Source organism: Clostridium saudiense, from assembly GCF_000577815.1.
GTDB lineage: Bacteria > Bacillota > Clostridia > Clostridiales > Clostridiaceae > Clostridium > Clostridium saudiense.
In genome coordinates this window covers 19,554-43,759 of sequence record NZ_CBYM010000006.1, presented here as the reverse complement: position 1 = coordinate 43,759, position 24,206 = coordinate 19,554, and the positions used below count along the sequence as shown (strand labels likewise).

Sequence of the window (24,206 nt, the reverse complement as noted above, 5' to 3'; positions counted from 1 at the left end):
AATATTAAAAATTAATTACAATTAAGTTTATCTAGGAATTTTTTTAAACGTTCTTCTTCAATAGACATAGAACCTAATATACCATGTTTTTTATCATCGCCTTCATAACCATGAGAATCTGATCCACATGAAGTTATTATATTCTTTTGATCTACTATCTTTAAGAAATTTTTAGTATCTTCAGGTGTATTAAGTCCGTAGATACCTTCAATACCATCAAAGTCTAAATGAAGAACATCTAAAACATTAAGCTTTTTTAATAAAACTGGATGAGCTAAGACTACAATAGCATTATAGCTTCTTAATAACTTAATACCTTCTTCTGCATCTAATTTGTTTGCTGGAACGTAAGCAGGACAATGATCTCCTATAAAGTTATCGAAAATATATTCTTTTGTATAATTATATCCTGCATCCATGATTGCTTTAGCTATATGTGGTCTAGCAATAGTATCTTTTCCATTTTTCAAAACATCATTAACATCTATTTCAATATCATTAAATTTTTTTAGTCTTCTCACAATTTCATGTGCACGTTCAATTCTTTTAGTTTTTAAGTCTTCTAAGAAATGATTTAAGTCTGGATTTTTATAATCATCACCTTTGAAATATCCGAGTATATGAACTGTTTCACCTTTAGATGTAGTAGATAATTCTACTCCAGGAATGAAATGAATATCTAATTTTTCTGCTTCAGCATTAGCTTCCTCAATTCCAGATACTGTATCGTGATCTGTTAATGCTAAATATTTAACACCTCTTTCAAAGGCCTTTTTAACAACCTCACTAGGTGAATATCTACCATCAGAAGCAGTAGAATGTGTATGTAAATCGCATTTAATCATAATAAAATTAAGACTCCTTTCAAGTAAATGTTTTGTAGTATATAAAGCTATGATATAATTTATTCATTAATAATGCAATAATTAAGAAATAGATTAGTTGTAAATTAAATTTTAAGAAAAATCAACTATTATTAATTTATGTATTTATGAAAAAAAATATATAATAAGTATTAGATTAAAAATAGTAGGAGAAAAGTATGTTATTAATGATAGATAATTACGATTCATTTGTATATAACCTAGTTAGATATTTTGAAGAATTAGGTGAAGAAATAAAAGTATTTAGAAATGATAAAATTGAAATTGAAGATATAAAAAATATGAAGATTGATGGGATAGTAATTTCACCTGGTCCAAAATCGCCAAAGGAAGCTGGATTAAGTTTAGAAATAATAGATAATTTTAAAGGTAAGTTACCTATATTAGGTATATGCTTAGGACATCAATGTATAGGAGAGTATTTTAATGCTAATATTAAAAAGGGAAAAGAGCCTGTTCACGGTAAAATGTTTTACATAAATCATAATGAAGATGATTTATTTATAAATGTGAAAAATCCATTAAGAGTTACAAGATATCATTCATTAATAGTTGATAAAGCAGATTTGCCAGAGTGTTTAGAAATTACAAGTGAAACTGAAGATGAAGTTATCATGGGAATAAAACATAAGGATTATGATATTTATGGGGTTCAATTTCATCCTGAAGCAGAGATGACAGAAGAAGGACATAAGATACTGCAAAATTTTATAAATATAACTAAAAAATACAAAGAGAAAAATAGTGCTATAATGGAATGCAGTTAGGGGGACAAATGTGTTAAGGATAAGGGAGTTTAGTAGTGAACTAAATGCTTTTGAAGTTTACAATTTTTTTAAAAAAGATAAAAATTCAATATTATTAGATAGTTCAAAAGAAGATAAAAAATTATCAAAATATTCATTTATCGGATTAAATGATTTTATGATTTTTGAAGCTATAAACTCAAAATCATATATTGATGGAAAAGTAGTTCAAGGCGAACCATTTGAGGTTTTAGAAAGCCTAGTTGATAAATATAAATGCACTATAGATAATGATATTCCTTTTTTATTTGGAGCAATTGGATATATTTCATATGATGCAGGAAGAATGTTAGAAAAGTTACCAGATACATCTGAAGAGGATTTTATTATTCCAGATATTAGATTTGTTTTTTATAAGAATTTAATAATATTTGATTTAGAAAATAATAAAAAATATGTAACGGATATAGATGGTAACGATGAAAGAATACATAAAATCTTAAGAAAAATACATGAGTGTAACAAAATAGAAGAGGAAATAGTAAGTGAGAAAAGTGAGAATAAATTTTACTCCAATTTTATAAAAGAAGATTATAAAAACGCTATTTCAACATTGAAAGATTATATAAAATCTGGTGATGTATATATAGCAAATATGACTCAAAGATTTTGGTGTGAAAATGATGAAGAGTCTTTTTCTATTTATAAAAAGCTTAGAAGTATAAATAAAGCTCCATTTTCTGCATTTTTAAATTTTAAAGATTTTCAAATAATAAGTTCATCCCCAGAGAGATTTATACAAGTAAAGGATAATAAGGCTCATACAAGACCTATAAAGGGGACAAGACCTAGAGGGAATTCTTTTGAAGAAGATGAAAGAAATAAATTAGAGCTGATAAATAGTGAAAAAGATAAGGCTGAATTACTTATGGTTGTAGATTTAGAACGAAATGATTTTAGTAAGGTATGTAAGCCGCATAGTGTTAAAGTAACAGAAAATTTTAAGCTTGAAGAATATGCAACTGTATTTCACCTTGTATCAACAGTTGAGGGAGAATTAAAGGAGAATGTATCTGCAGTAAAATGTATTAAAGAGTGTTTTCCTGGGGGATCAATTACAGGTACACCTAAAATAAGAGCAATGGAAATAATAGAAGAGCTTGAGGGATTAAAGAGAAATATTTATACAGGTGTTATAGGATATTTTGATTTTAGAGGCAATTGTGATTTTAATATAGTGATTAGATCAATATTAAAAAAAGAAAATAAAGCTTATTTTGGTGTTGGTGGAGGAATTACTTATGACTCTATAGAAGAAGATGAGTATAATGAAACTTTAGACAAAGCAAAAGCATTAATGAGAGTGTTATAAAAGGTAGTTTGATATGAGAAAGATAACATATGGAAATGAAAGTATAAGAATTGATAATGGATTATTCTTTGGCAAAGGTGTCTTTGAAACAATACTAGTAAAAGAAGAGGCAATTTTTTTAGAAGAACATATTAAGAGGTTAAATAATTCAATTAACGAACTTAATATTGGTGAAGAAGTTGAAATTGACTATGTTAGTGACTTTATAAGAAGAAAAAATATAAAAAATAAAGCACTAAAAATAACAGTTACAGAAGAAAATTTGATATTTTCTGAGAGAGAAATAAAATATCAAAAAGAACATTATGAAAAGGGATTTATAGCTTATTTTACAAATGTTTTAAGAAATTCTACGTCAAGGATAGTTAATTTTAAAACTTTAAATTATTTAGAAAATATTATAGAATATGAAGTATGTCAAAAAAATGGATTTAATGAAGCTATTTTTATAAATGAAAAAGGTTATATATGTGAAGGCTGTACAAGCAATATCTTTATGATTAAGGATAAAATAATATATACTCCTGATATCAGAAATGGATTATTACCGGGAATAATCAGAAAATGGATAATTGATAACTTTGAAGTTATTGAAAAAAATATAACAAAGGAAGAGCTATTAAATAGTGATGAACTATTTTTTACAAATTCATTAGTTGGGGTTATAAAATGTGCAAAGATAGGAAATAGAAATTTTAATTGTAAAATAACACAAGAAATTAAAGAGCAATATGAAAAAGCAATAAATGGAGGCGCAGAAAGATGAATAAAGAAATGATAATGGAAGGTGTAAAGTTAATTTTAGAAGGAATTGGAGAAGATGTTAATAGAGAAGGATTAATTGAAACACCTGATAGAATAGCTCGTATGTATATGGAGATATTTGATGGAATAGGTAAAGATGCTAAGGATGTATTATCTAAAACATTTAGTGTAGAAAATAATGATTTAGTATTAGAAAAAGATATAACATTCTTTTCAATGTGCGAACATCATTTAGTACCTTTCTTCGGTAAGGCTCACATTGCATATATACCAAAAGGAAAGGTTGCAGGATTATCTAAGCTAGCAAGAACAGTTGAAGTTTATGCAAAAAAACCACAGTTACAAGAAAAGCTTACTACTGAAATTGCAGATGCAATAATGGAATATTTAGATGCTGAAGGGGCTATGGTTGTAATTGAAGCAGAACATACTTGTATGACTATGAGAGGTGTTAAAAAGCCAGGAGCAAAGACTGTAACTACTACATATAGAGGTGTATTTAGAGAAAATATAGATTTAAGAAGAGAAGTTATGAATTTTATAAAATAGTCTTTAGTAGTTAATAGTTAAGAGTTAATAGCTAAATAGGAGATTAGTTAATTTTAACTAGTAATTATTGACTTGGTAGAAAGGTATAGTAATGGAGAATATAGATAAGATACTTAATAATAAGCTGTATAAAGAATCTTTAGAAAAATTAAAGCTTTATGAAAAAGATAGGGAATTTTGCAATCATACTATAGAACACTTTATAGATGTTGCTAGAATTGCTTATATTATGGTGTTAGAAGAAAATATAGAGATTTCTAAGGAAGTTATTTATGCTATAGGATTATTGCATGATATAGGAAGAGTAAAGCAATATGAAGATGGAACAAATCATGATTTAGCAAGTGTTGAAATGAGTAAAGAAATATTAAGTGAAACTAAATTTGATAAAGAAGAAGTTAATATTATTCTTAATGGAATAGCAAATCATAGAAGCAAAAGCGATAATAAGCTAGAAGAAATAATTTATAGAGCAGATAAATTATCAAGACAATGTTTTAATTGTAAAGCTGAGAAAGAGTGTTACTGGAGTAAAGAAAAGAAAAACTTTAAAGTAGCATATTAATGAGGAGGATACGTGTTTGAGAATAGGAAATAAAGAATATAAATTAGGTGATAGAACATATATTATGGGAATATTAAATGTAACACCTGATTCATTTTCAGATGGTGGAAAGTTTAATGAAATAGAAGCAGCAGTAATACAAGCAAAGAAATTGGTGGAAGACGGTGCTGATATAATTGATGTTGGTGGAGAATCAACAAGACCGGGTGCAGAATATGTTTCAGAAGATGAAGAAATAAAAAGAGTAGTTCCTATAATTGAAGCTATAAAGAAGGAATTAGATATTACTATTTCAATTGATACATATAAAAGTAAAACAGCAGAAGCAGCAATTAAGGCTGGAGCAGATATAATTAATGATATTTGGGGAGCTAAATATGATAAAAATATTGCAAGTATTGCAGCAAAGTATGATACTCCTATAATATTAATGCACAATAGAGAAAATAAGCCTTATGAAAATTTAATGGAAGATGTAAAGAAAGACTTACAAGAAAGTATTGATATTGCATTAAATGCAGGTGTTAAAAAGGAAAATATAATATTGGATCCAGGTATAGGCTTTGCTAAAACTTATGAAGAAAATTTAATAGTAATGAATAATTGTGATATTGTAAAAGAATTGGGATATCCAGTTCTATTAGGTACATCAAGAAAGTCAATGATAGGATTAACTTTAAATTTACCTGTAAATGAAAGAGTAGAAGGTACACTAGCTACTACGGTTATTGGAATAATGAAAGGAATGGATTTCATAAGAGTTCATGATGTGTTGGAAAATAAGAGAGTAGCAGTTATGACTGATAAAATAATAAAAGCAAAGTAGGTATTAATATGGATAAAATATATTTAAAGGATATAGAGATTTTTGCAAATCATGGAGTTTTTCAAGAGGAAAAGACACTTGGACAAAAGTTCATTTTATCTTTAGAGTTATCATTAGATATTAAAGATGCAGCAACTACATGTGATTTAACTAAATCAGTTCATTATGGAGAGCTATGTCATCAAGTTATTCAAGTTTTCCAAGAGGAAAGTTTGGACTTAATTGAAAGTGTAGTAAATAAAGTTGCTAACTTTATATTAGATAATTATTCAATGGTAAATGGAGTTAAAGTTCTGTTAAAAAAGCCGTGGGCACCTATAGGAAGACATTTAGATTATGCTGCAGTTGAAATAAATAGAGAAAGACATATTGCTTATATATCAATGGGAAGCAATATGGGAAATAAAGAAGAAAATTTAAATAATGCAGTTAAAAAGCTTGAAGAGATTAATGGAGTTAAAGTATCAAAGGTTTCATCTTTTATTACAACTGAGCCTTGGGGAAATGAAAATCAAGATGAATTTTTAAATGGAGCATTAAAGATAGAAACTTATTTAACGCCTAAGGAGCTTATGACTGAGCTTTTAAGGATTGAAAGTGAACTTGGTAGAGTAAGAGAAATTAAATGGGGGCCAAGGGTAATAGATTTAGATATTATATTATTTGATGATATTGTAAGCAATGACGAATTTGTTATTATACCTCATCCATTAATGCATTTAAGAGATTTTGTTTTAACTCCGTTAAATGAAATTGCTCCATATGCATTACATCCATTAAAAAACAAAAGAATATTTGAACTTTTAGAGAGTTAAAAAGAAATTGCTACCGAAAATATTTCCATAATAGATTTATTTTCGGTAGCTTTATTTAATGAGAATTATTATGAACTTTTAGTTGTTTGAATTTGTTTTATTAATAATATATACGCAAAAAGAGTATATATTATCTCGAGCGGGAACATTATCCATGGTTATTATATCTTCTTGAAGATTACCATCCCATGGGAAAAGTGTTACAGTATTTTTATCATATACATTTATTACATATTTATCATTACTGTTATCATCAAATTGAATTATTAATTTATATTTTACCTTAGCGTCATCCAAATCTAATTCACTTACATAGTTATCATTATTTAAGGATTCTAAGAATGCAGGTAAAACATCTAAGTCTTCCTCTGATACATCATGATATTCATAAAAGTTTACATCAAAAACTTTAAGTGAATAACTTTCATTATTTTTAATCTTTTTATATATTTCATTTGAATAGTAATAAAGATTAGGTTTACTTTTAAAGTTTATGTACTTAGGGTCGTTAAAAACACAGCCAGATAAAAGAGTTACAAGTAATAATATAATTAATAATTTAATGTTTTTCATTTTATCCTCCTAAAAATAACTATATAAATAATTATTCTATAAATAATATTTTTAGAACATAATAATATGTAAATAAACTTTTAAATAATATTATGTGAAAAAAGTAATAATGTGTAAATTTTGGTAATAGTATAATTTGTAAGCAATAAATTAGGTAGGAAAGTTAATGAAAATAATTGCGACATTAGGACCAAGCACATCTAATAAAAAGGTTATTGGAGAGTTGATAAATTCAGGAGCTGATACTTTAAGACTAAATTTTTCTCATTTCTATGAAAAGCAATTTCAAGAAATGTTATCAATAGCACGAAATATAGATGAAAATATAAAAATAATGGCAGATTTACAAGGGAAAAAAATTAGAATTGATGAAAAATTAAAAGAGACATTTAAAATATATACTAATGAAATAGTATATTTTTGTGGAAATGATGCTTATAACTTATTTAGTGAAGGAAAAGATAAAATCAAGATTATTCCTTTAAATATTAATTCAGAAATCATAGAAGATAATGAAGTTAATAAAATTTCAATGAAAGATGGAACTATAAATTTTGAAGTAATAGATAAAAATAAGGGATTCATAAAAGTAAGAGTAAAAGATGATGGCGTGATAAGGGCAGGGAAGGGCTGTAATGTTCCAGGAATAAACTATAAGTATAGTGAATTAAGTAAAAAAGATAAGGAAAGCTTGAAATGGGCGATTAATAATAATATAAAAATAATATGTCAATCATTTGTAGAAAGTAAAAAAGAGATAAATGATATAAAGAAATATATAGAAGATAACAATGGAGATATAGAAGAAATAAAGATATTATCAAAAATTGAAACAAGCACTGGATTAGAAAATTATGAGGAGATAATGGAGTGTTGTAATGGTGTAATTATAGCGAGGGGAGACTTAATACCAGAGTGTGGCATGGTAACTTCAGTTGAAGAGGAATTTGAGTTATTAAAGAAATTAAAAAAGTATAAAAAAAGTAAAGAAATAATAATAGCTACACATATTTTAGATAATATGAAAAAAGGTACGTTGCCTACTATTAATGAATTAGAAAGCATATATACATTTATAAATATTGGAGCAACTGGCTTTTTATTAGCAGGAGAAACCTCCATTGGCAAGTATCCAATAAAAACTGTAAAATTATTAAGTGAATTAATGAATTTATATAAAAAATAATGTTTGTTAATGAATAGACAAATAGCCTTAAAGTGGGTATTATAGTAATGTAATTCATATACTAAGGAGGAATTTTAATGAGTGAACAAGAGAAAAATCTGCGTTGGTATAATTTAGCGATGATGGCTTTTGTATCAGTGTGGGGGTTTGGTAATGTTGTAAATAACTTTGCCAATCAAGGATTAACTGTTATCGTATCATGGGTATTAATAATAGCATTATATTTTGTACCTTATGCACTAATGGTTGGAGAATTAGGATCAGTTTTTAAAGAAAGCAAAGGTGGAGTAAGTTCATGGATAAGAGGAACTTTTGGAACAACGCTAGCTTACTTTGCAGGATGGACTTATTGGGTAGTTCATATACCATATTTAGCTCAAAAACCACAAGCTGCTTTAATAGCATTAGGATGGACAGTAAAGCAAGATGGTAACTTTATAAAAGATATGAGCCCTATGGTAGCTCAGTTATTAACTTTAGCCGTGTTCTTATTATTTTTATGGATAGCATCAAGAGGTATTACTTCTTTAAAATTAATAGGAACAATTGCAGGGACATCAGTATTTATTATGTCATTGCTATATGTTGCATTAATGCTTGCAGCACCATCTATAAGAGGAATACAACCTGCTACAGTTGATTTTAGTTTTAAAAATTTAATGCCTAATTTTAATTTCTCATATTTTACTACGTTGTCAATGTTAGTATTTGCGGTTGGAGGAGCTGAAAAAATATCTCCATATGTAAATAATATGAGAAAACCAAGTAAGGACTTCCCAAAGGGAATGATAGCATTAGCTATAATGGTTGCTGTTTCTGCATTGCTAGGATCAATAGCAATGTCTATGATGTTTGATGCAAATAATATTCCAGCAGATTTAAAAATGAATGGCCAATATTATGCATTCCAAATGTTAGGGGAATACTATGGAGTAGGAAAATTATTTATTGTTATTTATGCATTATCTAATTTATTAGCGCAAATTTCAGCACTAGTATTTTCTATAGATGCTCCACTTAAAGTTTTATTAGCGGATGGCGATAAGAGATTTATTCCAAAGGCATTAACAAAAACTAATAAGTATGGAGCACCTATAAATGGTTATATTATGACAGCTATTTTAGTTGGAATATTAATAATAGTACCAGCATTAGGTATTGGAGATATGAATTCATTATTTGATTGGTTATTACAATTAAACTCTGTAGTTATGCCTATGAGATATCTTTGGGTATTCTTAGCATTTATTGGGCTTAAAAAAGCTGCTGACAAATATAAGTCTGATTATAAGTTTGTTAAAAATGATAAGTTTGCAATGGCAATTGGAATATGGTGCTTTGCATTTACTGCATTTGCATGTATTATGGGTATGTTCCCAAGTGGAGTAGAAACTTTTAGTGGACAATGGTGGTTCCAAGTGATTTTAAATGTGGCAACACCTTTTGTACTAATTGGTTTAGGATTTATTTTACCTATTATAGCTAAAAAGACTAATAAAAAAGAATTAGCTTAACTAATTTCCTTTCTTAACAATTAATTAATAAATTATTTATAAAATGTATAAAGTATTAATAACCGCTTTAAAAAATATTTAATAACTTATGTTGCAAAGTTTAAAATTTAATAGTATAATGAGTACATAAATTTAAAGATTATTGTGTAAATGAGGTTGAGTTTAATGAATACTTTTAAATCGATATTATGGACAGTATTAGGAATAGTTGTTTTTATTGCTATAATAAAGTTTTTTATATTCCTTTTACCTTTTATTATTGTAATCGGAATAGTAGGATACATAGTATTTAAATGTAAAAAAGCTTTTAATAATAAAAAAAGAGAAAATGAATCATATAATTATTACAATAATAATCAAAATAGTTATGAAGAAAGTAATATTGATGATAGTGACAATGGTGAAATAATTGATGTTGATTATAAGGAAGTAGATAAATAAGAACAAAAGACTGCTCGATTAAGAGCAGTCTTTTTTGTATGATTTAAATGCAAGAATAAATATATATAATTCAAAAAATGTTATTATAATTGATGTAATACTTAAAAAACCTGTAAAAAATGCAAGATTATATATATAATCCATCATATGAGGTTGAAAAAGTAAAAATGTATGATATAATATTGTTATTAATGTAAAAAAATACAAAAAATAAGGGGGCTATATCTATGAAAAAAATAAAAATGACGACTCCATTAGTTGAAATGGATGGAGACGAAATGACAAGAGTTATTTGGGGCATGATAAAGGAGGAACTATTAAATCCTTTTATAGATTTAAAAACTGAATATTATGACTTGGGGATAGAAAAAAGAAATGAAACTAATGATAAAGTAACAGTAGAAGCTGCAGAAGCTATAAAAAAATATGGGGTAGGAGTTAAATGTGCAACGATAACTCCAAATGCAGATAGAATCAAAGAGTACAATCTAAAAGAAATGTGGAAAAGCCCTAATGGAACAATTAGAGCTATTTTAGATGGAACAGTATTTAGAGCACCAATTACAGTTAGCTCAATTAAACCACACGTAAAAAATTGGGAAAGACCAATTACAATAGCAAGACATGCGTATGGAGATATTTATAAAAATATTGAAATGAAAATAGAGGAAAAAGGAAAGGCAGAACTTGTTTTTACTGGTGAAGACGGAAAAGAGGTTAGAGAAACTATTCATAACTTTGAAGGTCCAGGAGTAATAATGGGAATGCATAATACTAATAAATCTATTGAAAGTTTCGCTAGAAGTTGTTTTAATTTTGCATTAGATACTAAACAAGATTTATGGTTTGCATCAAAAGATACTATTTCAAAAAAATATGATCATACATTTAAGGATATATTTAATGAAATTTTTGAAGCTGAATATAAAAATAAGTTTGAAGAAGCTAATATAGAGTATTTTTATACGTTAATAGATGATGCTGTTGCAAGAGTTATTAAATCTAATGGTGGATTTATTTGGGCATGTAAAAATTATGATGGAGATGTTATGAGTGATATGGTAGCAACTGCTTTTGGATCACTTGCAATGATGACATCAGTTTTAGTATCTCCAGATGGATATTATGAATATGAAGCAGCTCATGGAACAGTTCAAAGACATTATTATAAACACTTAAAGGGTGAAGAAACATCTACTAATTCAATGGCTACTATTTTTGCTTGGACTGGAGCTTTAAGAAAAAGAGGAGAATTAGATAATAATTTAGAACTTGTTTCTTTTGCAGACAAGCTAGAAAAGGCTTCATTACAAACAATAGAGGGTGGAGTAATGACTAAGGATTTAGCTATGCTTACAGATTTAAAAGAAGTAAAAACCGTAAACACATATGAATTTATTAAGGAAATAAGAAGTAGATTATAAATTAAAAAAATAGACTGTGGTGCAATAAATATTTTTATTAGTCCCACAGTCTAAACCATATATTGGAGTTATATATGAGGCATAATTTATTATAGGAAACATAAAATAAGCTTGAAAGAAAAGGAGGTAATAAATAAATGTCTCATAAAAATAATAAAAATTCTAAAGACAATAAAAAATCTGGTCAAAAGACAAAGGCTGAATTACAAAAGATGAGAGTAGAAACAGCAAACGAAGTAGGTTATTCTAAAGAATCAAGAAAATTAGGTAAGGATCAACCTAGACCAGATAGTGCTCAAAAAATAGGGCAATAGTCACTACTAAAATTTAATAATAAAAACTTTAAAGATTAATAATATACATAATAAATGAATAATGTAAAAAAGAGTGTTTATAAACACTCTTTTTTATATGTGAAATAATAAAGTTAATTAACCCAGTTACCATTGGTAAAAATTTGAATAGTTTCACCGTTTTTATTAACTCCAGTTATTTCAAGATCTTTAGTTCCAATCATAAAATCAACATGAATAACTGAATTATTAACACCTATTTTTTCAAGTTCTTCTTCAGAATATTTATCTGCATCCTTTATACAAGATTCATAAGCTCTTCCAAATGCTAAGTGACAAGCTGCATTTTCATCAAACAAAGTATTAAAGAAAATTAACTTAGAATTAGAAATAGGTGAATCATAAGGCACAAAAGCAACTTCGCCTAAGTATTTAGCTCCTTCATCACTATCAAGCATTTGTTTTAATACATCATACCCAGTTTCTGCAGTAAAATCAACAACTTTACCATCTTTAAAAGTAATTGAGAAATTATCTATTAAATTTCCACCATAGCTTAAAGGTTTAGAGGAATAAACCACACCATTAACTCCTGTTTTCTTTGGAAGAGTAAATACTTCTTCAGTAGGCATATTTGCATTAAATGCTATTCCATTAACATCTCCTTCGGAGCCTCCAGCCCAAATATGACCTTCTGGAAGTTCAATATTTAAATCAGTTCCATTAGCAGATTTTAAATGTACGCTTTTAAAATTGTTGTCATTCATAAATTTAATTTTTTCTTCTAAGTAAGCATTATGTTTTTCCCAGGCCTTCACCGGATTTTCGGTATCAACTCTTACTGTTTTAAATATAACATCCCATAAAGATTTCATTGCTTCATCATCACTTGCGTTAGGGAATACCTTTTTAGCCCATGAAAGTGTTGGAACTGAAAGTACACACCAACGACATTTATTAGACATTGAATTATCATAGTATTCTTTTAGTGCTGAAGTTCTAGCTTTTTGAGAAGTACCTATTTTTTCAACAGGAATACCTTTTAATCCATCAGGATCACTTGCAGCGATTGAAATAAAGCAAGCTCCTTGTCTAGCATAATAATTATATCCTTCAGCCATCCAATCAGGGTAATCAGCGATAGTTTCTAAAGAGCTATTTTCTAGTTTTATTTTAGTTAGTTTTTGATCACCATAATGTACTATTACATCTTTAGCACCTGCTTTATATGCTTCTTCTGCAATTAGTCTTGCAAATTCTGCGGTTTCAATTGGTGATGAAATAACTAATATATTATCTTTTTGAATATTTACTCCCGTATTTACAGCTAGGGAAGCATATTTTTTTAATAAATCATTATTCATATATAGTTCTCCTTAAAATGTGAAATTATAATTTATAAATATATTATAACATTATAACAGAAAGTATAGGAATTTTATGTTTAAAAAAGCATATATGTTATAAATTATATGAAAATATATATCTGTATGTAGTTTTGTAATAAAACTGTTTTTTTGGTAAGTTTTTAAATATAATATAAAAGCATCTTTAACATTAAAATAAAGAAACTATTATTTATTATTTGTAGTATTATCAAGAGTTATTTATATAACAAAAAAAGTAATATAGTAGTAAGTGAAGTAGCAGAGTAAATCTCTGCTACTTCATTTTTATAGATTTAATTATATAATAACTTGTAAGAAGTTAATAATATTACTATAATTATTACTGCAAAAATAAAATTATATTGGCAATTTTGTATTTAACGAAGTTTATGCTGTACAATTATTAATATATAATTTTAAATGTTAAGTAACAGCTAAATTTATTATTAAAAAATTTTTATTTAAAGAAAAGGATAAAACAAATGAAAAATTTATTAGTTAACTTAGTAGAAAAAAATAAAAAATATACACAAGATGGTAAACTTGCATCATATATACCAGCTCTTTTAAAAGCAAATAGCGACCATTTAGGACTATGTGTATATGATATAAAAAATAATGAGGAATATTGGGCTGGAGAAAGTGATATTAAATTTACAATACAAAGTATTTCAAAGGTTGTTAGTTTAATCATTGCACTTAATGATAATGGAAGAGAAAATGTATTTAAAAAAGTAAACGTTGAGCCAACAGGAATGGGATTTAATAGTATAGTAAATCTTGAGATTAGAAATCAAGATAGACCATATAATCCTATGATTAATGCAGGAGCAATAGTAACAACTTCACTTATATTTGGAGAAAATGAAGAACATAAAATTCAAAGAATATTAAATTTCTTAAGAAGAGCTACAAATAATCCCAATATCTCAATAAACAATGAAATTTATGAAAGTGAAAAAGCTACTGGAGATAGAAATAGATCATTGGCTTACTTTATGAAAAGCTCTAATATTTTAGAAGGAAATGTTGAAGATATATTAGATCTTTATTTTAAGCAATGTTCAATAGAAGCTACTGCAAAGGATTTAGCAAGATTTTCAGCTGTAATTGCAAATGATGGTATTGCACCTTGGAATGATGAAGTTTTAATTTCAAGAGAGATATGTAGAATAGTGAAGACTATTATGGTTACTTGTGGAATGTATGATGCTTCAGGAGAATTTGCAGTTCATGTTGGTGTTCCAGCAAAATCAGGAGTTGGTGGAGGAATAATAGCTACAGTTCCTAGAAGATTTGGAGTAGGTATATATGGACCTGCATTAGATTCTAAAGGAAACAGTATTGGTGGAATACATATATTAAAAGATTTATCTGAAGAATTAGAACTTAGTATATTTTAATACAAATATGTTATAATTACTAAATAATAGTTAAAAATATAAAAGTAAAATACTGGAGGAAAGAATGGAAAGATTACTGATTTTAGATTCAAACAGTTTATTAAATAGAGCATTTTACGCAATACCACCATTAACAAATAGTGAAGGAATTCATACAAATGCTGTGTACGGCTTTACAAATATGTTATTTAAAATGAAGGAAGAAATTAAACCTGATTACATAGTTGCGGCTTTTGATAGAAAGGCACCAACATTTAGACATAAAGAATATGAAGATTATAAAGCTGGTAGAAAAAAAATGCCTCCAGAATTAGGAGAACAATTCCCTCTTGTAAAAGAAGTGCTTAATTTATTAGCAGTTAATATATATGAGATAGATGGTTTTGAAGCAGATGATATAATTGGTACTTTAGCTCAATTTGCAGAAAAGAATGGAATTGAAGTATTTATAGTTACAGGAGACAGAGATGCTCTTCAACTTGCAAGTGATAATATTAAAGTTGTTATTACAAAAAAGGGAGTAACAGAGACTGCTGTTTATAATAAAGAGGCATTTATTGAGGAGTTTGGGGTTACACCAACTCAATATATTGATGTAAAAGGCCTTATGGGGGATAAGTCAGATAATATTCCAGGTGTACCAGGGGTAGGAGAAAAGACAGCATTTAAGCTTATTTCTACTTATGGTTCAATGGAAGGAGTACTTTCACACATAGATGAAATTAGTGGTAAAAAGCTTAAAGAAAATTTAGAAACTTATAGTGAGCAAGCGATTTTTAGTAAAAAGCTAGCTACTATTATGACAGAAGTTCCAATAGAATTTGATTTAGAAGATATTAAAAGTCAAGAAAATTACAATAAAGAAGAGCTTAAGAAATTATTCTTTAAGCTTGGAATGAAGTCTTTATTAGCAAAGCTTCCAGGTGATGATTTAGAAGGTGAAGAAGAAGTAGCCAAAATAGAAATAAATGAAGTAACTACAATAGAAGGATTTAAAGAAGTATTATCAGTAAAAGAGGGAATAGCTTTTATTTCTTATAGTACTTGTAATGCAAATCTTTATTCTAAAATAGAATTAGATAAACTATATATAAACTATGGTGATAAAGTTAGTTTAATAGATTTTAAATTGATAAATATGGAAAATTCTAATGAAGCAATTAATCTACTTAAAGCTTTTATGGAAGATGAAAAAATAGAAAAAGTAATTCAAGATGGTAAAAATTTAGTTACAATATTAACAAAGCACAATATTGAAGTAAAGAAATTCATATTTGATACAGTAGTTGCAGCTTATCTTATAGATTCAGCTAAATCAAACTATCCTTTAGAAGTATTAATAAATGAATATTTAATGAAGGAAGTAAAAGGTGAAGGCGATGAATTAATTTGTAATGCTATGGCGAGTATGAAAGAGCTTTACGAATATTTAAAGGACAGGATAGATAAAGAAGGAATGGATGAGCTTTATTATGAAGTGGAACATCCTTTAATATCAATTTTATCAAGCATGGAAGCTATAGGATTTAATGTAAATAGAGAAAAGCTTGATGAACTTGCAGTTAAGTTTAAAGAAGAAATATCTAGAACGGAAAAAGAAATATATGAGCTTTGTGAAGAAGAATTTAATATAAGTTCACCAAAGCAATTAGGTAAGATTCTTTTTGAAAAATTAGACTTACCAGTAATTAAAAAGACTAAAACTGGATATTCAACTAATGCAGAAGTATTAGAAAAATTAATGGATAAGCATCCGGTGGTAGAAAAGATTATTTACTATAGACAAATAACTAAACTAAATTCTACTTATGTTGAAGGTCTAAAGAATGTTATAGATGAAGATGGAGCTATTCATTCAAGCTTTAATCAAACTGTTACAACAACAGGAAGATTATCAAGTACAGAGCCGAATCTTCAAAATATACCTGTTAAGTATGAAATGGGAAGAGAAATAAGAAAAGTATTTATACCACAAGAATCAACTGATGTGTTATTATCTTGTGACTATTCTCAAATTGAACTTAGAGTTCTTGCTCATATGTCAGATGATAAAAATATGATAGATGCATTCAATCATCATAGTGATATTCATACTAAAACAGCCTCTGAGGTATTTAAAGTACCAGTAGAAGAGGTTACACCTCTTATGAGAAGTAGAGCTAAAGCTGTTAATTTTGGTATAGTTTATGGAATAAGTGATTTTAGTCTTTCTCAAGATTTAAAAATAACTAGAAAAGAAGCTGCTGAATATATGGAAATTTACTTTGATAGGTATCCAAAAATAAAAGGATATTTAGAAAGTGTTAAGGAAGAAGCTAAGGAAAAAGGTTATGTTTTAACAGTATTAAATAGGAGAAGATTTATTCCAGAAATAAAATCATCAAATAAAATAGTAAAAGCTCTTGGTGAAAGATTAGCGATGAATGCTCCAATTCAAGGAAGTGCTGCAGATATTATTAAACTTGCTATGGTTAAAGTTTATAATAGAATAAAAAAGGAAAACTTAGAAAGTCAAATGATTCTTCAAGTACACGATGAACTTATTTTAAATGTCAAAGAAAATGAGTTAGAAATTGTTAAGGCATTAGTAAAAGAAGAAATGGAAAATGTACTAAAGATGTCAGTAACATTAGAGGTAGACACAAATATAGGAAATACATGGTATGATGCAAAATAGGGGGTAAAAATGATAAAGATAGGATTGACTGGAGGAATAGGGTCTGGTAAAAGTACGGTTTCATTCATGCTAAAGGAAGCAGGTTTTGAAATAGTTGATGCAGATATAATTGCTAAGGAAGTACTAGTAAAATACCCTGAGATTTTAGAAAAGGTTAAAGTTGAGTTTGGTGCAGGATTCTTTGATTGGAGAGGAGAATTTCGTAGAAAAGAATTCGGTAATCATATTTTTAGATTTCCAAAACAAAGAAAGAAATATGAGGAAATAATCCTTCCATATATAAAGAATGAAATTAATGATAAACTTGAAGAATTAGAAAAGAAAAAAACAAGTATTGTAATCTTGGATGCACCAACTTTAATAGAGAATGATTTGCATAAAGAAATGGATTATGTTATCTTAGTTTGGGTAGATAATAATACACAAATTCAAAGAGTAAGATCAAGGGATTCATTGATGAGAGAAGATGCAATTAATAGAATTAACTCTCAAATGCCTTTAGATATAAAAAAGGATTTTGCTAATATAGTTATAGAAAATAATGATACATTAGCAAAAACGAAAGAGCAAGTTGATTTGCTAATTGAATTTTTAAGGTCTATTTAATCTATTTCAAAGTAGGGAGAGGGAATGAAATTTAAAAAAATTATTATTTGGTTAATTGTTTTTTTTGTACTTTTAGCTGGAGGAAGGTATATTATAAAAGAATATATTTATCCCTATAAATACAGCAACATAATAAATGAGTATAGTGCCAAATATGAATTAGATCCATATTTAGTATTAGCTGTAATTAAAACTGAAAGTAACTTTAATGAAAATGCGGAATCTAGCAAAGGAGCAAAGGGATTAATGCAAATAATGGATTCTACAGGAGAGTGGATTGCAGATAAACTTGAAGTTGAGAATTTTGAAACTAAAATGTTATTTGACCCAGAAATAAATATTGAGTTTGGATGTTGGTATTTAAATAATCTTCTGTCAGAATTTGATGATTTAAGCTTAGCATTAGCTGCATATAACGGTGGAAGTGGTAATGTAACTAAATGGCTTAATGATCCCGAATACTCTAGTGATGGTGAAAATTTAACATATATTCCTTTTAAGGAAACTAAAAAATATGTTGATAAAGTAAGTACGAGATATAACGTATATAAATTTTTATATGAATAAAAGGAAGCCGTAAGGCTTCTTTTTTTTAGTTAATAGTTAGGAGTTAATAGTTAATAGTGAAGGAATAAATTCAGTTAAGCTGAATTTTAAAATATATTATTTAAGAAATTCCACTGGGGGTTTCTTCCTTAACTCTTAACTAAATATAAATTTCTTCGCAATTTATCCAAACTATGTTATAATCGTTTAGATAATTTTTAAAAAAGGTGTGAAATGATATGAAAGAAAAGGTAGAGTTTAAAGGTAGTGTTATTTTAAACCCAGTACCAGTTGTTTTAATAACATCTAAAAATAAAGAGGGTAAAGAAAATGTTTTTACTGTAGCATGGACAGGAACTTCACACCGTATATAAATACAGTATTTTTAGGAAAGGATGTAGTATATGAATAAAATTAATTTTAAAGGCAGTGTTATGTTAAATCCTACACCTGTAGTATTATTAACAAGCATTAATAAAGAGGGTAAAACTAATGTATTCACTATAGGATGGGTAAGTACTGTTTGTACCAAACCGCCTGTAATAGCTGTAGGAATAAGACCAGAAAGATTATCATATGAGTACATAAAAGAAAGTGAAGAGTGTGTGATTAATCTTACAACTAGAGACATGGTTAATATAACTGATTACTGTGGGGTTGTAAGTGGTAAAAGAGAGGATAAGATATCTAAATTAGGATTAAAACTAAATTCTGGTGTTGCTATAAATACACCATCTTTAGAAATTTCTCCAGTTGCATTAGAGTGTAAATTAAAATCTATAACTCCTCTAGGAACTCATGATATGTTTTTATTGGATGTAATGAATGTGAAGGTTAATGAGAATTTATTAGATGAGAAAGGGAAAATACATTTTGAAAGGGCTAATTTAATTGCATATTCACATGGAGAATATTTTGGACTTGATTCAAAGCCACTTGGATCATTTGGGTATTCGATACGTAAGAAGGCAGATAATAAAAAAAGAAAAAGAAGAGTTAAAAAGTAATTAAAAATTAAAGATATAGGGTTATCAGTAGAGTTATTACTTTATCCTATATCTTTTTTATTGGGTAAAATTAATTTATTTAATAGTAGTTTTTAGATAATTATTATGCCCATTCCATTTAATTTTTTCTATAATATCTGAAAGAATTTGTCTCTTGGTTTCGTGGTCAGAAACTAAAAGAAGCTCTATAGCATCATTGTAATCTTTTTGTGAAAATTCTTTATTAGAATTTGATAAGGTGATTATTTTAGACTTTATATCTTGTTTTTCTTCAGATAATGATTTTAGCTTTTTATTAATAACCATAGCTATATCATGGTTAGCTTCCGTTAGATTATCAAAAACATTTTCTATCTTTTTTTCATTCCTTTTTAATTGAGCTTTTAAATTTTCTATAGAGGCTTCGCTATTATTTTTTTATCAACAGTTGGAATTTTAAAGTTTATAAGATGATTTAATAATATTTTATAAAGCACATGATTGTTCTTATTGCTATTATTACAATATGAAACTCCATATTTTATCTTTCCAGTACAAATATAATAGTAATTTCTTGTACCATATTTATTTGTATTATTATAATTTATAGTTACAGGACTTCCACATAAAGCACATCTTAATATTCATTTAAAATAACTTACTTTTGAAGATTTAGGTATAGGTTATCGTGTTGTTTGCAACTGAATAAGTTGAGTCTTTAACCATAAGTCAGAAGTTATTGGAGCAAAATGCTTACTAACAGCCATGAATGTATCAGAAGAATTCCACTCTCGCTTTCCTTTTTTTATGGACGTGAATTATAAGTAATGAAGCCGCAGCCATTAGGCTCACCATATACAGGGATATTTTTTGAATTTAAATAATTAATTACATTCTCATCGCTTCTACAGTATATAGGATTGCCAAATATATATTTAACTGTAGATAATGACCATTTAATATTATGTTTATTTAGCAAATATTTTTGTATTTGATGGAGACTTTTATAAATCATATAGGTATTAAAAATTTCTTTTACTAAAGGAATATCATTATTTTTTTTTTAATAAGAAATAGTTTTCCTATTTTCAATAACTTTAACTATATCATAACCAAAAGGAGCAATACTATCACCCTATTTGTCAAGTTTAGCGTTCTCTATTTTATTATCGTTTAAAATTTCATGCAGATAGAGCTATATATAGTGTAAATGATGTAGATGATTTACGGGAATATGATGATCAAGATAAAGCTTATATATTAAGCACAAGAAGCTTAAAGAATGGTGCCACGAGCAGTACAAAGCTTTAGAATTATATTATATAAATAAGGTATCTTATGAATAGATACAAGAAGAATTAAATTGCAGCAAAAAAATACACCAAGCAGATGTATAAATTCAGCCATTAGGGATTTAAGTATATTATTATTTGGTGTTGATAGCATAAAATTAGAAGATGTGGGGTAAATAAAGGGAAAAGATGGGAGTTTAATAGGGTTATTTAAATTATATAATGTTATTGTATCAAGTTATATGTTATTGGTCATATAACCTCTCATAAATTCTCAATATCCTTTTATAAAAAGCACTTAACAAGAAAAAGTTAGGTGCTTTTTGTTATATTTAAATGAAAAAGTGATTAAAAGTATATAAATTAGGTAAAATTTAACGCGGGTATTTTTTATATTAAATCAATAATATAAAGTGAAAATATATTATAGGTGGTGATTATAAATGAGAGCACTTTCAGAAGTAGAAAATCTATCTTTAGCAGCAATTTTGAAAATGGAATCTGATGGATTAGTTATGCAAAGAGTAATAAGTTCTTTAATATCAGATGAAGATTTAAAAAGACAGTCAGAAGCAAGTATATTAGCAACTGAAGGAAGAATTAAAGGAATCCAACAATTTATAGTTGAAAATAAAGTACCAGTTGTTAAGGAAGGATAGATATTATGAGAAATATGATAGGAAATTTAATAAAGAGTAATACAGATATAGATGATAAAAAAATAGCTTTAAGTATGCTTTCATCTGCAAAAGAAGCTGCAGATATGTATCTTAATTCTGCGTTAACAAGTAGTACACCAGAATTAAGAGCTATATATTCAGCATCTTTAACACAAATGGTTGAAGGACATACTGCGCTTACTGAATTAAGTTTAAATAAGGGATGGATTAATCCATATGATACACCTATTAAACAGTTAACATGTTCTTATAATGAATCAATAAATACTATCAATGAAAAATAGTTAAATAATTTGATAAAAAGAACTCTAATAATAGGGTTCTTTTTGTTTTACATAAAAAAGTAAGTATTAAGAAATAAACCCTTAAGAAAATTTAGTAGGAGAAGTGATAAAATATATGATATTAAAGAGTTATAAGTATTGTGGAAGAAGACATAAAAAAGATATAAGTACAAAACAAGTGAAGCAGATAAGTTTAGATGGACAAAAGCATGGCAAAGAAAAAGACAAGAGGTAAATTTCTATTTCAGATATGTATAAGGAAGTTATATAACACAATAAAGAAGTATAACTATAATGACTTAGAAGTTCATCACATAGTACCTATTAAAGAAGATTATTAACTAAGATTAGAGGATAGCAACTTAATAACTGTATGTGAATATCATCATAAATTAGCAGAGAAAGGAACTATGCCAAAGGATGAATTATTGGATATCGTACAAGCACAAGAAGAGGAGAAAATACTTAGATATACTCCGAGTATTTTGACACTTTCAGAAGGGGCATTAGGACACCACGTGTTCATATCTAGAGATAAAATATTCCCACATCAGATTTTAAAATTTATTTTTAGGAAGGAGGCGAGTTATTTATTAGTAAAGCGACAGAAGACGATGAAGAAGAACTTATAATTACAAAGCTAAATAATCTATATAAAATAATAGATTATGAAAAATTTTGTTTATTTTCTGATACATTCATGAGTGAAATCGAAGAGTATAAATTAAATAAACAAGAACTTAACAGTAGTAATTTACTTAGATTATTATAATTATCAATAAATAAGTTTGTAATTTTAGATTATAAACATATATAAAGATAAAACTGCAAGATATATATAGTATTAACTCTAGATACTATAGAAAAAGGTAATCACTCTGTCTACATTTAGTGATTGCTTTTTTTATTTTCTTACGTTTCAAAAATATTTGTTAGGATAAAAGTAAATTAAAGTTGGATATATTACTTAAAATTCAATATATACAAATATTTACATAATAGGATTAGTATTATTTAGTTTTGAGAAATATACTTATAATTCATAAAGAATTGTTTTTAAATATGAAAAGTTAGAATTATTCAAAATATGTACAAAAATAGCATTGTTATGTAACTTATTTATTAATTTCTACATATTATATAATTAAGTAGATATTAAAGGGAGGATTGAGAAAGTTTGAATACTAAAGAGGAATTAAAAAGAAATACTAAATATGCTAAGGCATATATAATACTGCAAAGATATGAAAATTTATTTCAGCCTAATACTGCTTTAAGGATAGGCACAATTTTTAAAGATCTTTATAGACCTTATGTAGAAAATGAAAAATAAATTATTATAGAGGTGATATAATGAATGAAAATGAATTGCTATTTAAAATTATGAAATATATTTTTTATGCAGTAGAGCTTAATTTATATTTAGATAACTTTCCAACAAATCAAAAAGCTACAGATGATTATAATGAAGTTTCTAGAAAGTTAGATTTTCTAGTTTGTAAATATGAAAAATCATATGAACCATTGACTAACTTTGGCTCTGCTTCAATTGAAGCTCCTGAAAAGTGGACATCTAATCCTTGGCCTTGGGACAATAAATAAGGAGGGATGACTTAATGTGGTATTATGTTAAAACACTAGAATATCCAATAAATTTAAAATCTAAAGACTTAAAAATGGCAAAGTTTTTAATGTCTCAATATGGGGGACCAGATGGTGAATTAAGTGCAGCACTTAGATATCAAAATCAACGTTATACAATGCCAACAGGAAAATCAAAAGCATTATTAACAGATATTGCTACAGAAGAGATGGCTCATGTTGAGATGATTGCTACTATGATATATCAATTAATGTCTAATGCTACAAAAGAAGAATTAGTTGCAGCTGATTTGGGCGGACATTATACAGATCACGGTAGAGCTTTATATTACAGTGATGCACAAGGTAATCCATGGACTGCAACTTACATTCAAGCAAAAGGTGATGTGGTTGCTGATATTCATGAAGATATGGCTGCTGAACAAAAAGCAAGAGCAACTTATGAATGGTTGATTAATCTTACTGATGATGAAGAAATAAAAGAGATTTTACGATTTTTAAGGCAAAGAGAAATTGTTCACTTTCAAAGGTTTGGAGAAGCATTAATGGATGTGCAAGATAATTTTAGTACCGTTCCAGGTAAAATTTATCATGAAGAGTGTTTAGTAACTCCTCATCCGAATAAAGTCTACTATGATAGTTATTCAATTAGATAATTAACAATAAAAATAGTAATATTAAGTATTATATACCTTCTATTTATTAAGTAAAAATATGATAAATAGAAGGTGTTTTTTATTATTTTATTAATATAAGGATAGAGTTTATTTATATTCTAAAGTTTAATAA

Annotated in this window: 29 protein-coding genes and 1 pseudogene; 24 read left to right on the top strand and 6 right to left on the bottom strand. The window is 27.2% G+C overall.

The genetic code is table 11. The features are described from left to right. Window positions 1–11: 11 nt before the first annotated feature. Window positions 12–845, bottom strand: a complete 834-nt coding sequence (locus TY07_RS04725; RefSeq protein WP_042396108.1) for a PHP domain-containing protein — start codon at window positions 843–845, stop codon at window positions 12–14. A gap of 197 nt (window positions 846–1,042) precedes the next feature. Between TY07_RS04725 and TY07_RS04720 the strand changes: the two genes are divergently transcribed. The 7 genes from TY07_RS04720 (at window position 1,043) to folK (ending at window position 6,522) form a co-directional block, all read left to right on the top strand. Continuing rightward, window positions 1,043–1,651 (top strand): anthranilate synthase component II, encoded by a 609-nt coding sequence (locus TY07_RS04720; protein WP_042396105.1) that lies wholly within the window; start codon window positions 1,043–1,045, stop codon window positions 1,649–1,651. A 10-nt stretch (window positions 1,652–1,661) separates the two neighbouring features. Next, window positions 1,662–3,002 carry an aminodeoxychorismate synthase component I gene (gene pabB, locus TY07_RS04715; protein ID WP_042396101.1) on the top strand — a complete coding sequence of 447 codons (1,341 nt, stop codon included), beginning with the start codon at window positions 1,662–1,664 and terminating at the stop codon, window positions 3,000–3,002. A 13-nt stretch (window positions 3,003–3,015) separates the two neighbouring features. After that, on the top strand, window positions 3,016–3,768 hold the full coding sequence (locus tag TY07_RS04710; protein WP_042396098.1) for an aminotransferase class IV: 753 nt from the start codon (window positions 3,016–3,018) through the stop codon (window positions 3,766–3,768). Further along, window positions 3,765–4,316: a GTP cyclohydrolase I FolE gene (gene folE, locus TY07_RS04705; RefSeq protein WP_042396095.1), complete on the top strand. Its 552-nt coding sequence runs from the start codon at window positions 3,765–3,767 to the stop codon at window positions 4,314–4,316. The genes TY07_RS04710 and folE overlap by 4 nt, the downstream gene beginning before the upstream one ends. Window positions 4,317–4,407: 91 nt before the next feature. Continuing rightward, window positions 4,408–4,881 carry an HD domain-containing protein gene (locus TY07_RS04700; RefSeq protein WP_042396092.1) on the top strand — a complete coding sequence of 158 codons (474 nt, stop codon included), beginning with the start codon at window positions 4,408–4,410 and terminating at the stop codon, window positions 4,879–4,881. A 16-nt stretch (window positions 4,882–4,897) separates the two neighbouring features. Next, entirely contained in the window at window positions 4,898–5,707 is an 810-nt protein-coding gene (folP, locus tag TY07_RS04695; protein ID WP_042396088.1) for a dihydropteroate synthase, read from the top strand. 8 nt (window positions 5,708–5,715) lie between these two features. Continuing rightward, window positions 5,716–6,522, top strand: coding sequence for a 2-amino-4-hydroxy-6-hydroxymethyldihydropteridine diphosphokinase (folK, locus tag TY07_RS04690; protein WP_042396085.1), 807 nt, complete (start codon window positions 5,716–5,718; stop codon window positions 6,520–6,522). 78 nt (window positions 6,523–6,600) lie between these two features. Here folK and TY07_RS04685 read toward each other — a convergent pair whose 3' ends face one another. After that, on the bottom strand, window positions 6,601–7,095 hold the full coding sequence (locus tag TY07_RS04685) for a DUF4883 family protein (protein ID WP_042396082.1): 495 nt from the start codon (window positions 7,093–7,095) through the stop codon (window positions 6,601–6,603). Between the two features lie 166 nt (window positions 7,096–7,261). Here TY07_RS04685 and TY07_RS04680 point away from each other — a divergent pair, with 166 nt between their 5' ends. The 5 genes from TY07_RS04680 to TY07_RS17565 all read left to right on the top strand — a co-directional run bounded on the left by TY07_RS04680 (window position 7,262) and on the right by TY07_RS17565 (window position 11,974). Further along, window positions 7,262–8,281, top strand: a complete 1,020-nt coding sequence (locus tag TY07_RS04680; RefSeq protein ID WP_042396079.1) for a pyruvate kinase — start codon at window positions 7,262–7,264, stop codon at window positions 8,279–8,281. A 77-nt stretch (window positions 8,282–8,358) separates the two neighbouring features. Continuing rightward, the gene (locus TY07_RS04675; protein ID WP_042396078.1) at window positions 8,359–9,795 is read left to right on the top strand and encodes an amino acid permease; all 1,437 of its coding nucleotides are present in this window, start codon (window positions 8,359–8,361) and stop codon (window positions 9,793–9,795) included. A 165-nt stretch (window positions 9,796–9,960) separates the two neighbouring features. Then, the gene (locus TY07_RS04670; protein ID WP_042396075.1) at window positions 9,961–10,236 is read left to right on the top strand and encodes a hypothetical protein; all 276 of its coding nucleotides are present in this window, start codon (window positions 9,961–9,963) and stop codon (window positions 10,234–10,236) included. 227 nt (window positions 10,237–10,463) lie between these two features. Beyond that, window positions 10,464–11,660 carry an NADP-dependent isocitrate dehydrogenase gene (locus tag TY07_RS04665; protein ID WP_042396073.1) on the top strand — a complete coding sequence of 399 codons (1,197 nt, stop codon included), beginning with the start codon at window positions 10,464–10,466 and terminating at the stop codon, window positions 11,658–11,660. A 137-nt stretch (window positions 11,661–11,797) separates the two neighbouring features. Further along, window positions 11,798–11,974 carry a small, acid-soluble spore protein, alpha/beta type gene (locus TY07_RS17565; RefSeq protein ID WP_070098824.1) on the top strand — a complete coding sequence of 59 codons (177 nt, stop codon included), beginning with the start codon at window positions 11,798–11,800 and terminating at the stop codon, window positions 11,972–11,974. A gap of 113 nt (window positions 11,975–12,087) precedes the next feature. Here TY07_RS17565 and TY07_RS04660 read toward each other — a convergent pair whose 3' ends face one another. Beyond that, window positions 12,088–13,317 (bottom strand): aminopeptidase, encoded by a 1,230-nt coding sequence (locus TY07_RS04660; RefSeq protein ID WP_042396071.1) that lies wholly within the window; start codon window positions 13,315–13,317, stop codon window positions 12,088–12,090. 506 nt (window positions 13,318–13,823) lie between these two features. Between TY07_RS04660 and glsA the strand changes: the two genes are divergently transcribed. From glsA to TY07_RS04635, 6 genes are all read left to right on the top strand, one after another. Further along, window positions 13,824–14,744: a glutaminase A gene (gene glsA, locus TY07_RS04655; protein ID WP_042396069.1), complete on the top strand. Its 921-nt coding sequence runs from the start codon at window positions 13,824–13,826 to the stop codon at window positions 14,742–14,744. A 64-nt stretch (window positions 14,745–14,808) separates the two neighbouring features. Beyond that, a complete protein-coding gene (gene polA / locus TY07_RS04650; protein WP_042396068.1) occupies window positions 14,809–17,421 on the top strand; it encodes a DNA polymerase I in 2,613 nt (870 codons plus the stop codon). A 9-nt stretch (window positions 17,422–17,430) separates the two neighbouring features. Beyond that, the gene (gene coaE, locus TY07_RS04645; RefSeq protein WP_042396066.1) at window positions 17,431–18,027 is read left to right on the top strand and encodes a dephospho-CoA kinase; all 597 of its coding nucleotides are present in this window, start codon (window positions 17,431–17,433) and stop codon (window positions 18,025–18,027) included. A gap of 24 nt (window positions 18,028–18,051) precedes the next feature. Then, the gene (locus TY07_RS04640; RefSeq protein ID WP_042396063.1) at window positions 18,052–18,594 is read left to right on the top strand and encodes a lytic transglycosylase domain-containing protein; all 543 of its coding nucleotides are present in this window, start codon (window positions 18,052–18,054) and stop codon (window positions 18,592–18,594) included. A 218-nt stretch (window positions 18,595–18,812) separates the two neighbouring features. Next, window positions 18,813–18,947: a hypothetical protein gene (locus TY07_RS18005; protein ID WP_396020994.1), complete on the top strand. Its 135-nt coding sequence runs from the start codon at window positions 18,813–18,815 to the stop codon at window positions 18,945–18,947. Window positions 18,948–18,977: 30 nt separating this feature from the next. Beyond that, the gene (locus tag TY07_RS04635) at window positions 18,978–19,580 is read left to right on the top strand and encodes a flavin reductase family protein (RefSeq protein WP_042396061.1); all 603 of its coding nucleotides are present in this window, start codon (window positions 18,978–18,980) and stop codon (window positions 19,578–19,580) included. 75 nt (window positions 19,581–19,655) lie between these two features. On the opposite strand, the gene TY07_RS04630 is transcribed toward TY07_RS04635, so the two are convergent. From TY07_RS04630 to TY07_RS18865, 3 genes are all read right to left on the bottom strand, one after another. Beyond that, window positions 19,656–19,886 carry a hypothetical protein gene (locus tag TY07_RS04630; RefSeq protein WP_042396058.1) on the bottom strand — a complete coding sequence of 77 codons (231 nt, stop codon included), beginning with the start codon at window positions 19,884–19,886 and terminating at the stop codon, window positions 19,656–19,658. Between the two features lie 86 nt (window positions 19,887–19,972). Continuing rightward, window positions 19,973–20,203: a recombinase zinc ribbon domain-containing protein gene (locus TY07_RS18870; RefSeq protein WP_078061295.1), complete on the bottom strand. Its 231-nt coding sequence runs from the start codon at window positions 20,201–20,203 to the stop codon at window positions 19,973–19,975. A 161-nt stretch (window positions 20,204–20,364) separates the two neighbouring features. Then, window positions 20,365–20,607 carry a recombinase family protein gene (locus TY07_RS18865; protein WP_423752210.1) on the bottom strand — a complete coding sequence of 81 codons (243 nt, stop codon included), beginning with the start codon at window positions 20,605–20,607 and terminating at the stop codon, window positions 20,365–20,367. A gap of 687 nt (window positions 20,608–21,294) precedes the next feature. On the opposite strand from TY07_RS18865, the gene TY07_RS04625 reads away from it, so the two are divergent. The 6 genes and pseudogenes from TY07_RS04625 to TY07_RS04605 all read left to right on the top strand — a co-directional run. Further along, a complete protein-coding gene (locus TY07_RS04625; RefSeq protein WP_042396057.1) occupies window positions 21,295–21,510 on the top strand; it encodes a hypothetical protein in 216 nt (71 codons plus the stop codon). A gap of 5 nt (window positions 21,511–21,515) precedes the next feature. Continuing rightward, entirely contained in the window at window positions 21,516–21,815 is a 300-nt protein-coding gene (locus tag TY07_RS04620) for a spore coat protein (protein WP_042396055.1), read from the top strand. Between the two features lie 410 nt (window positions 21,816–22,225). Further along, on the top strand, window positions 22,226–22,447 hold the full coding sequence (locus TY07_RS04615) for a hypothetical protein (protein ID WP_042396052.1): 222 nt from the start codon (window positions 22,226–22,228) through the stop codon (window positions 22,445–22,447). 545 nt (window positions 22,448–22,992) lie between these two features. After that, entirely contained in the window at window positions 22,993–23,148 is a 156-nt protein-coding gene (locus tag TY07_RS17800; RefSeq protein WP_078061294.1) for a spore coat associated protein CotJA, read from the top strand. Between the two features lie 20 nt (window positions 23,149–23,168). Continuing rightward, on the top strand, window positions 23,169–23,417 hold the full coding sequence (locus TY07_RS04610; RefSeq protein ID WP_042396051.1) for a spore coat protein CotJB: 249 nt from the start codon (window positions 23,169–23,171) through the stop codon (window positions 23,415–23,417). Window positions 23,418–23,431: 14 nt separating this feature from the next. Further along, window positions 23,432–23,986 (top strand): annotated as a pseudogene (locus TY07_RS04605) (manganese catalase family protein); the annotation flags it as partial. Window positions 23,987–24,206 lie beyond the last annotated feature (220 nt).

What these genes read in the sequence shown, in the direction of transcription:
- TY07_RS04725 (WP_042396108.1), bottom strand. Translation starts at nt 845, where the DNA reads ATGATTAAATGCGATTTACATACACATTCTACTGCTTCTGATGGTAGA.
- TY07_RS04720 (WP_042396105.1), top strand. Translation starts at nt 1,043, where the DNA reads ATGTTATTAATGATAGATAATTACGATTCATTTGTATATAACCTAGTT.
- TY07_RS04710 (WP_042396098.1), top strand. Translation starts at nt 3,016, where the DNA reads ATGAGAAAGATAACATATGGAAATGAAAGTATAAGAATTGATAATGGA.
- folE (WP_042396095.1), top strand. Translation starts at nt 3,765, where the DNA reads ATGAATAAAGAAATGATAATGGAAGGTGTAAAGTTAATTTTAGAAGGA.
- TY07_RS04700 (WP_042396092.1), top strand. Translation starts at nt 4,408, where the DNA reads ATGGAGAATATAGATAAGATACTTAATAATAAGCTGTATAAAGAATCT.
- folK (WP_042396085.1), top strand. Translation starts at nt 5,716, where the DNA reads ATGGATAAAATATATTTAAAGGATATAGAGATTTTTGCAAATCATGGA.
- TY07_RS04685 (WP_042396082.1), bottom strand. Translation starts at nt 7,095, where the DNA reads ATGAAAAACATTAAATTATTAATTATATTATTACTTGTAACTCTTTTA.
- TY07_RS04680 (WP_042396079.1), top strand. Translation starts at nt 7,262, where the DNA reads ATGAAAATAATTGCGACATTAGGACCAAGCACATCTAATAAAAAGGTT.
- TY07_RS04675 (WP_042396078.1), top strand. Translation starts at nt 8,359, where the DNA reads ATGAGTGAACAAGAGAAAAATCTGCGTTGGTATAATTTAGCGATGATG.
- TY07_RS04670 (WP_042396075.1), top strand. Translation starts at nt 9,961, where the DNA reads ATGAATACTTTTAAATCGATATTATGGACAGTATTAGGAATAGTTGTT.
- TY07_RS04665 (WP_042396073.1), top strand. Translation starts at nt 10,464, where the DNA reads ATGAAAAAAATAAAAATGACGACTCCATTAGTTGAAATGGATGGAGAC.
- TY07_RS17565 (WP_070098824.1), top strand. Translation starts at nt 11,798, where the DNA reads ATGTCTCATAAAAATAATAAAAATTCTAAAGACAATAAAAAATCTGGT.
- TY07_RS04660 (WP_042396071.1), bottom strand. Translation starts at nt 13,317, where the DNA reads ATGAATAATGATTTATTAAAAAAATATGCTTCCCTAGCTGTAAATACG.
- glsA (WP_042396069.1), top strand. Translation starts at nt 13,824, where the DNA reads ATGAAAAATTTATTAGTTAACTTAGTAGAAAAAAATAAAAAATATACA.
- polA (WP_042396068.1), top strand. Translation starts at nt 14,809, where the DNA reads ATGGAAAGATTACTGATTTTAGATTCAAACAGTTTATTAAATAGAGCA.
- coaE (WP_042396066.1), top strand. Translation starts at nt 17,431, where the DNA reads ATGATAAAGATAGGATTGACTGGAGGAATAGGGTCTGGTAAAAGTACG.
- TY07_RS04640 (WP_042396063.1), top strand. Translation starts at nt 18,052, where the DNA reads ATGAAATTTAAAAAAATTATTATTTGGTTAATTGTTTTTTTTGTACTT.
- TY07_RS18005 (WP_396020994.1), top strand. Translation starts at nt 18,813, where the DNA reads ATGAAAGAAAAGGTAGAGTTTAAAGGTAGTGTTATTTTAAACCCAGTA.
- TY07_RS04635 (WP_042396061.1), top strand. Translation starts at nt 18,978, where the DNA reads ATGAATAAAATTAATTTTAAAGGCAGTGTTATGTTAAATCCTACACCT.
- TY07_RS04630 (WP_042396058.1), bottom strand. Translation starts at nt 19,886, where the DNA reads ATGGTTATTAATAAAAAGCTAAAATCATTATCTGAAGAAAAACAAGAT.
- TY07_RS04625 (WP_042396057.1), top strand. Translation starts at nt 21,295, where the DNA reads ATGAGAGCACTTTCAGAAGTAGAAAATCTATCTTTAGCAGCAATTTTG.
- TY07_RS04620 (WP_042396055.1), top strand. Translation starts at nt 21,516, where the DNA reads ATGAGAAATATGATAGGAAATTTAATAAAGAGTAATACAGATATAGAT.
- TY07_RS04615 (WP_042396052.1), top strand. Translation starts at nt 22,226, where the DNA reads ATGCCAAAGGATGAATTATTGGATATCGTACAAGCACAAGAAGAGGAG.
- TY07_RS04610 (WP_042396051.1), top strand. Translation starts at nt 23,169, where the DNA reads ATGAATGAAAATGAATTGCTATTTAAAATTATGAAATATATTTTTTAT.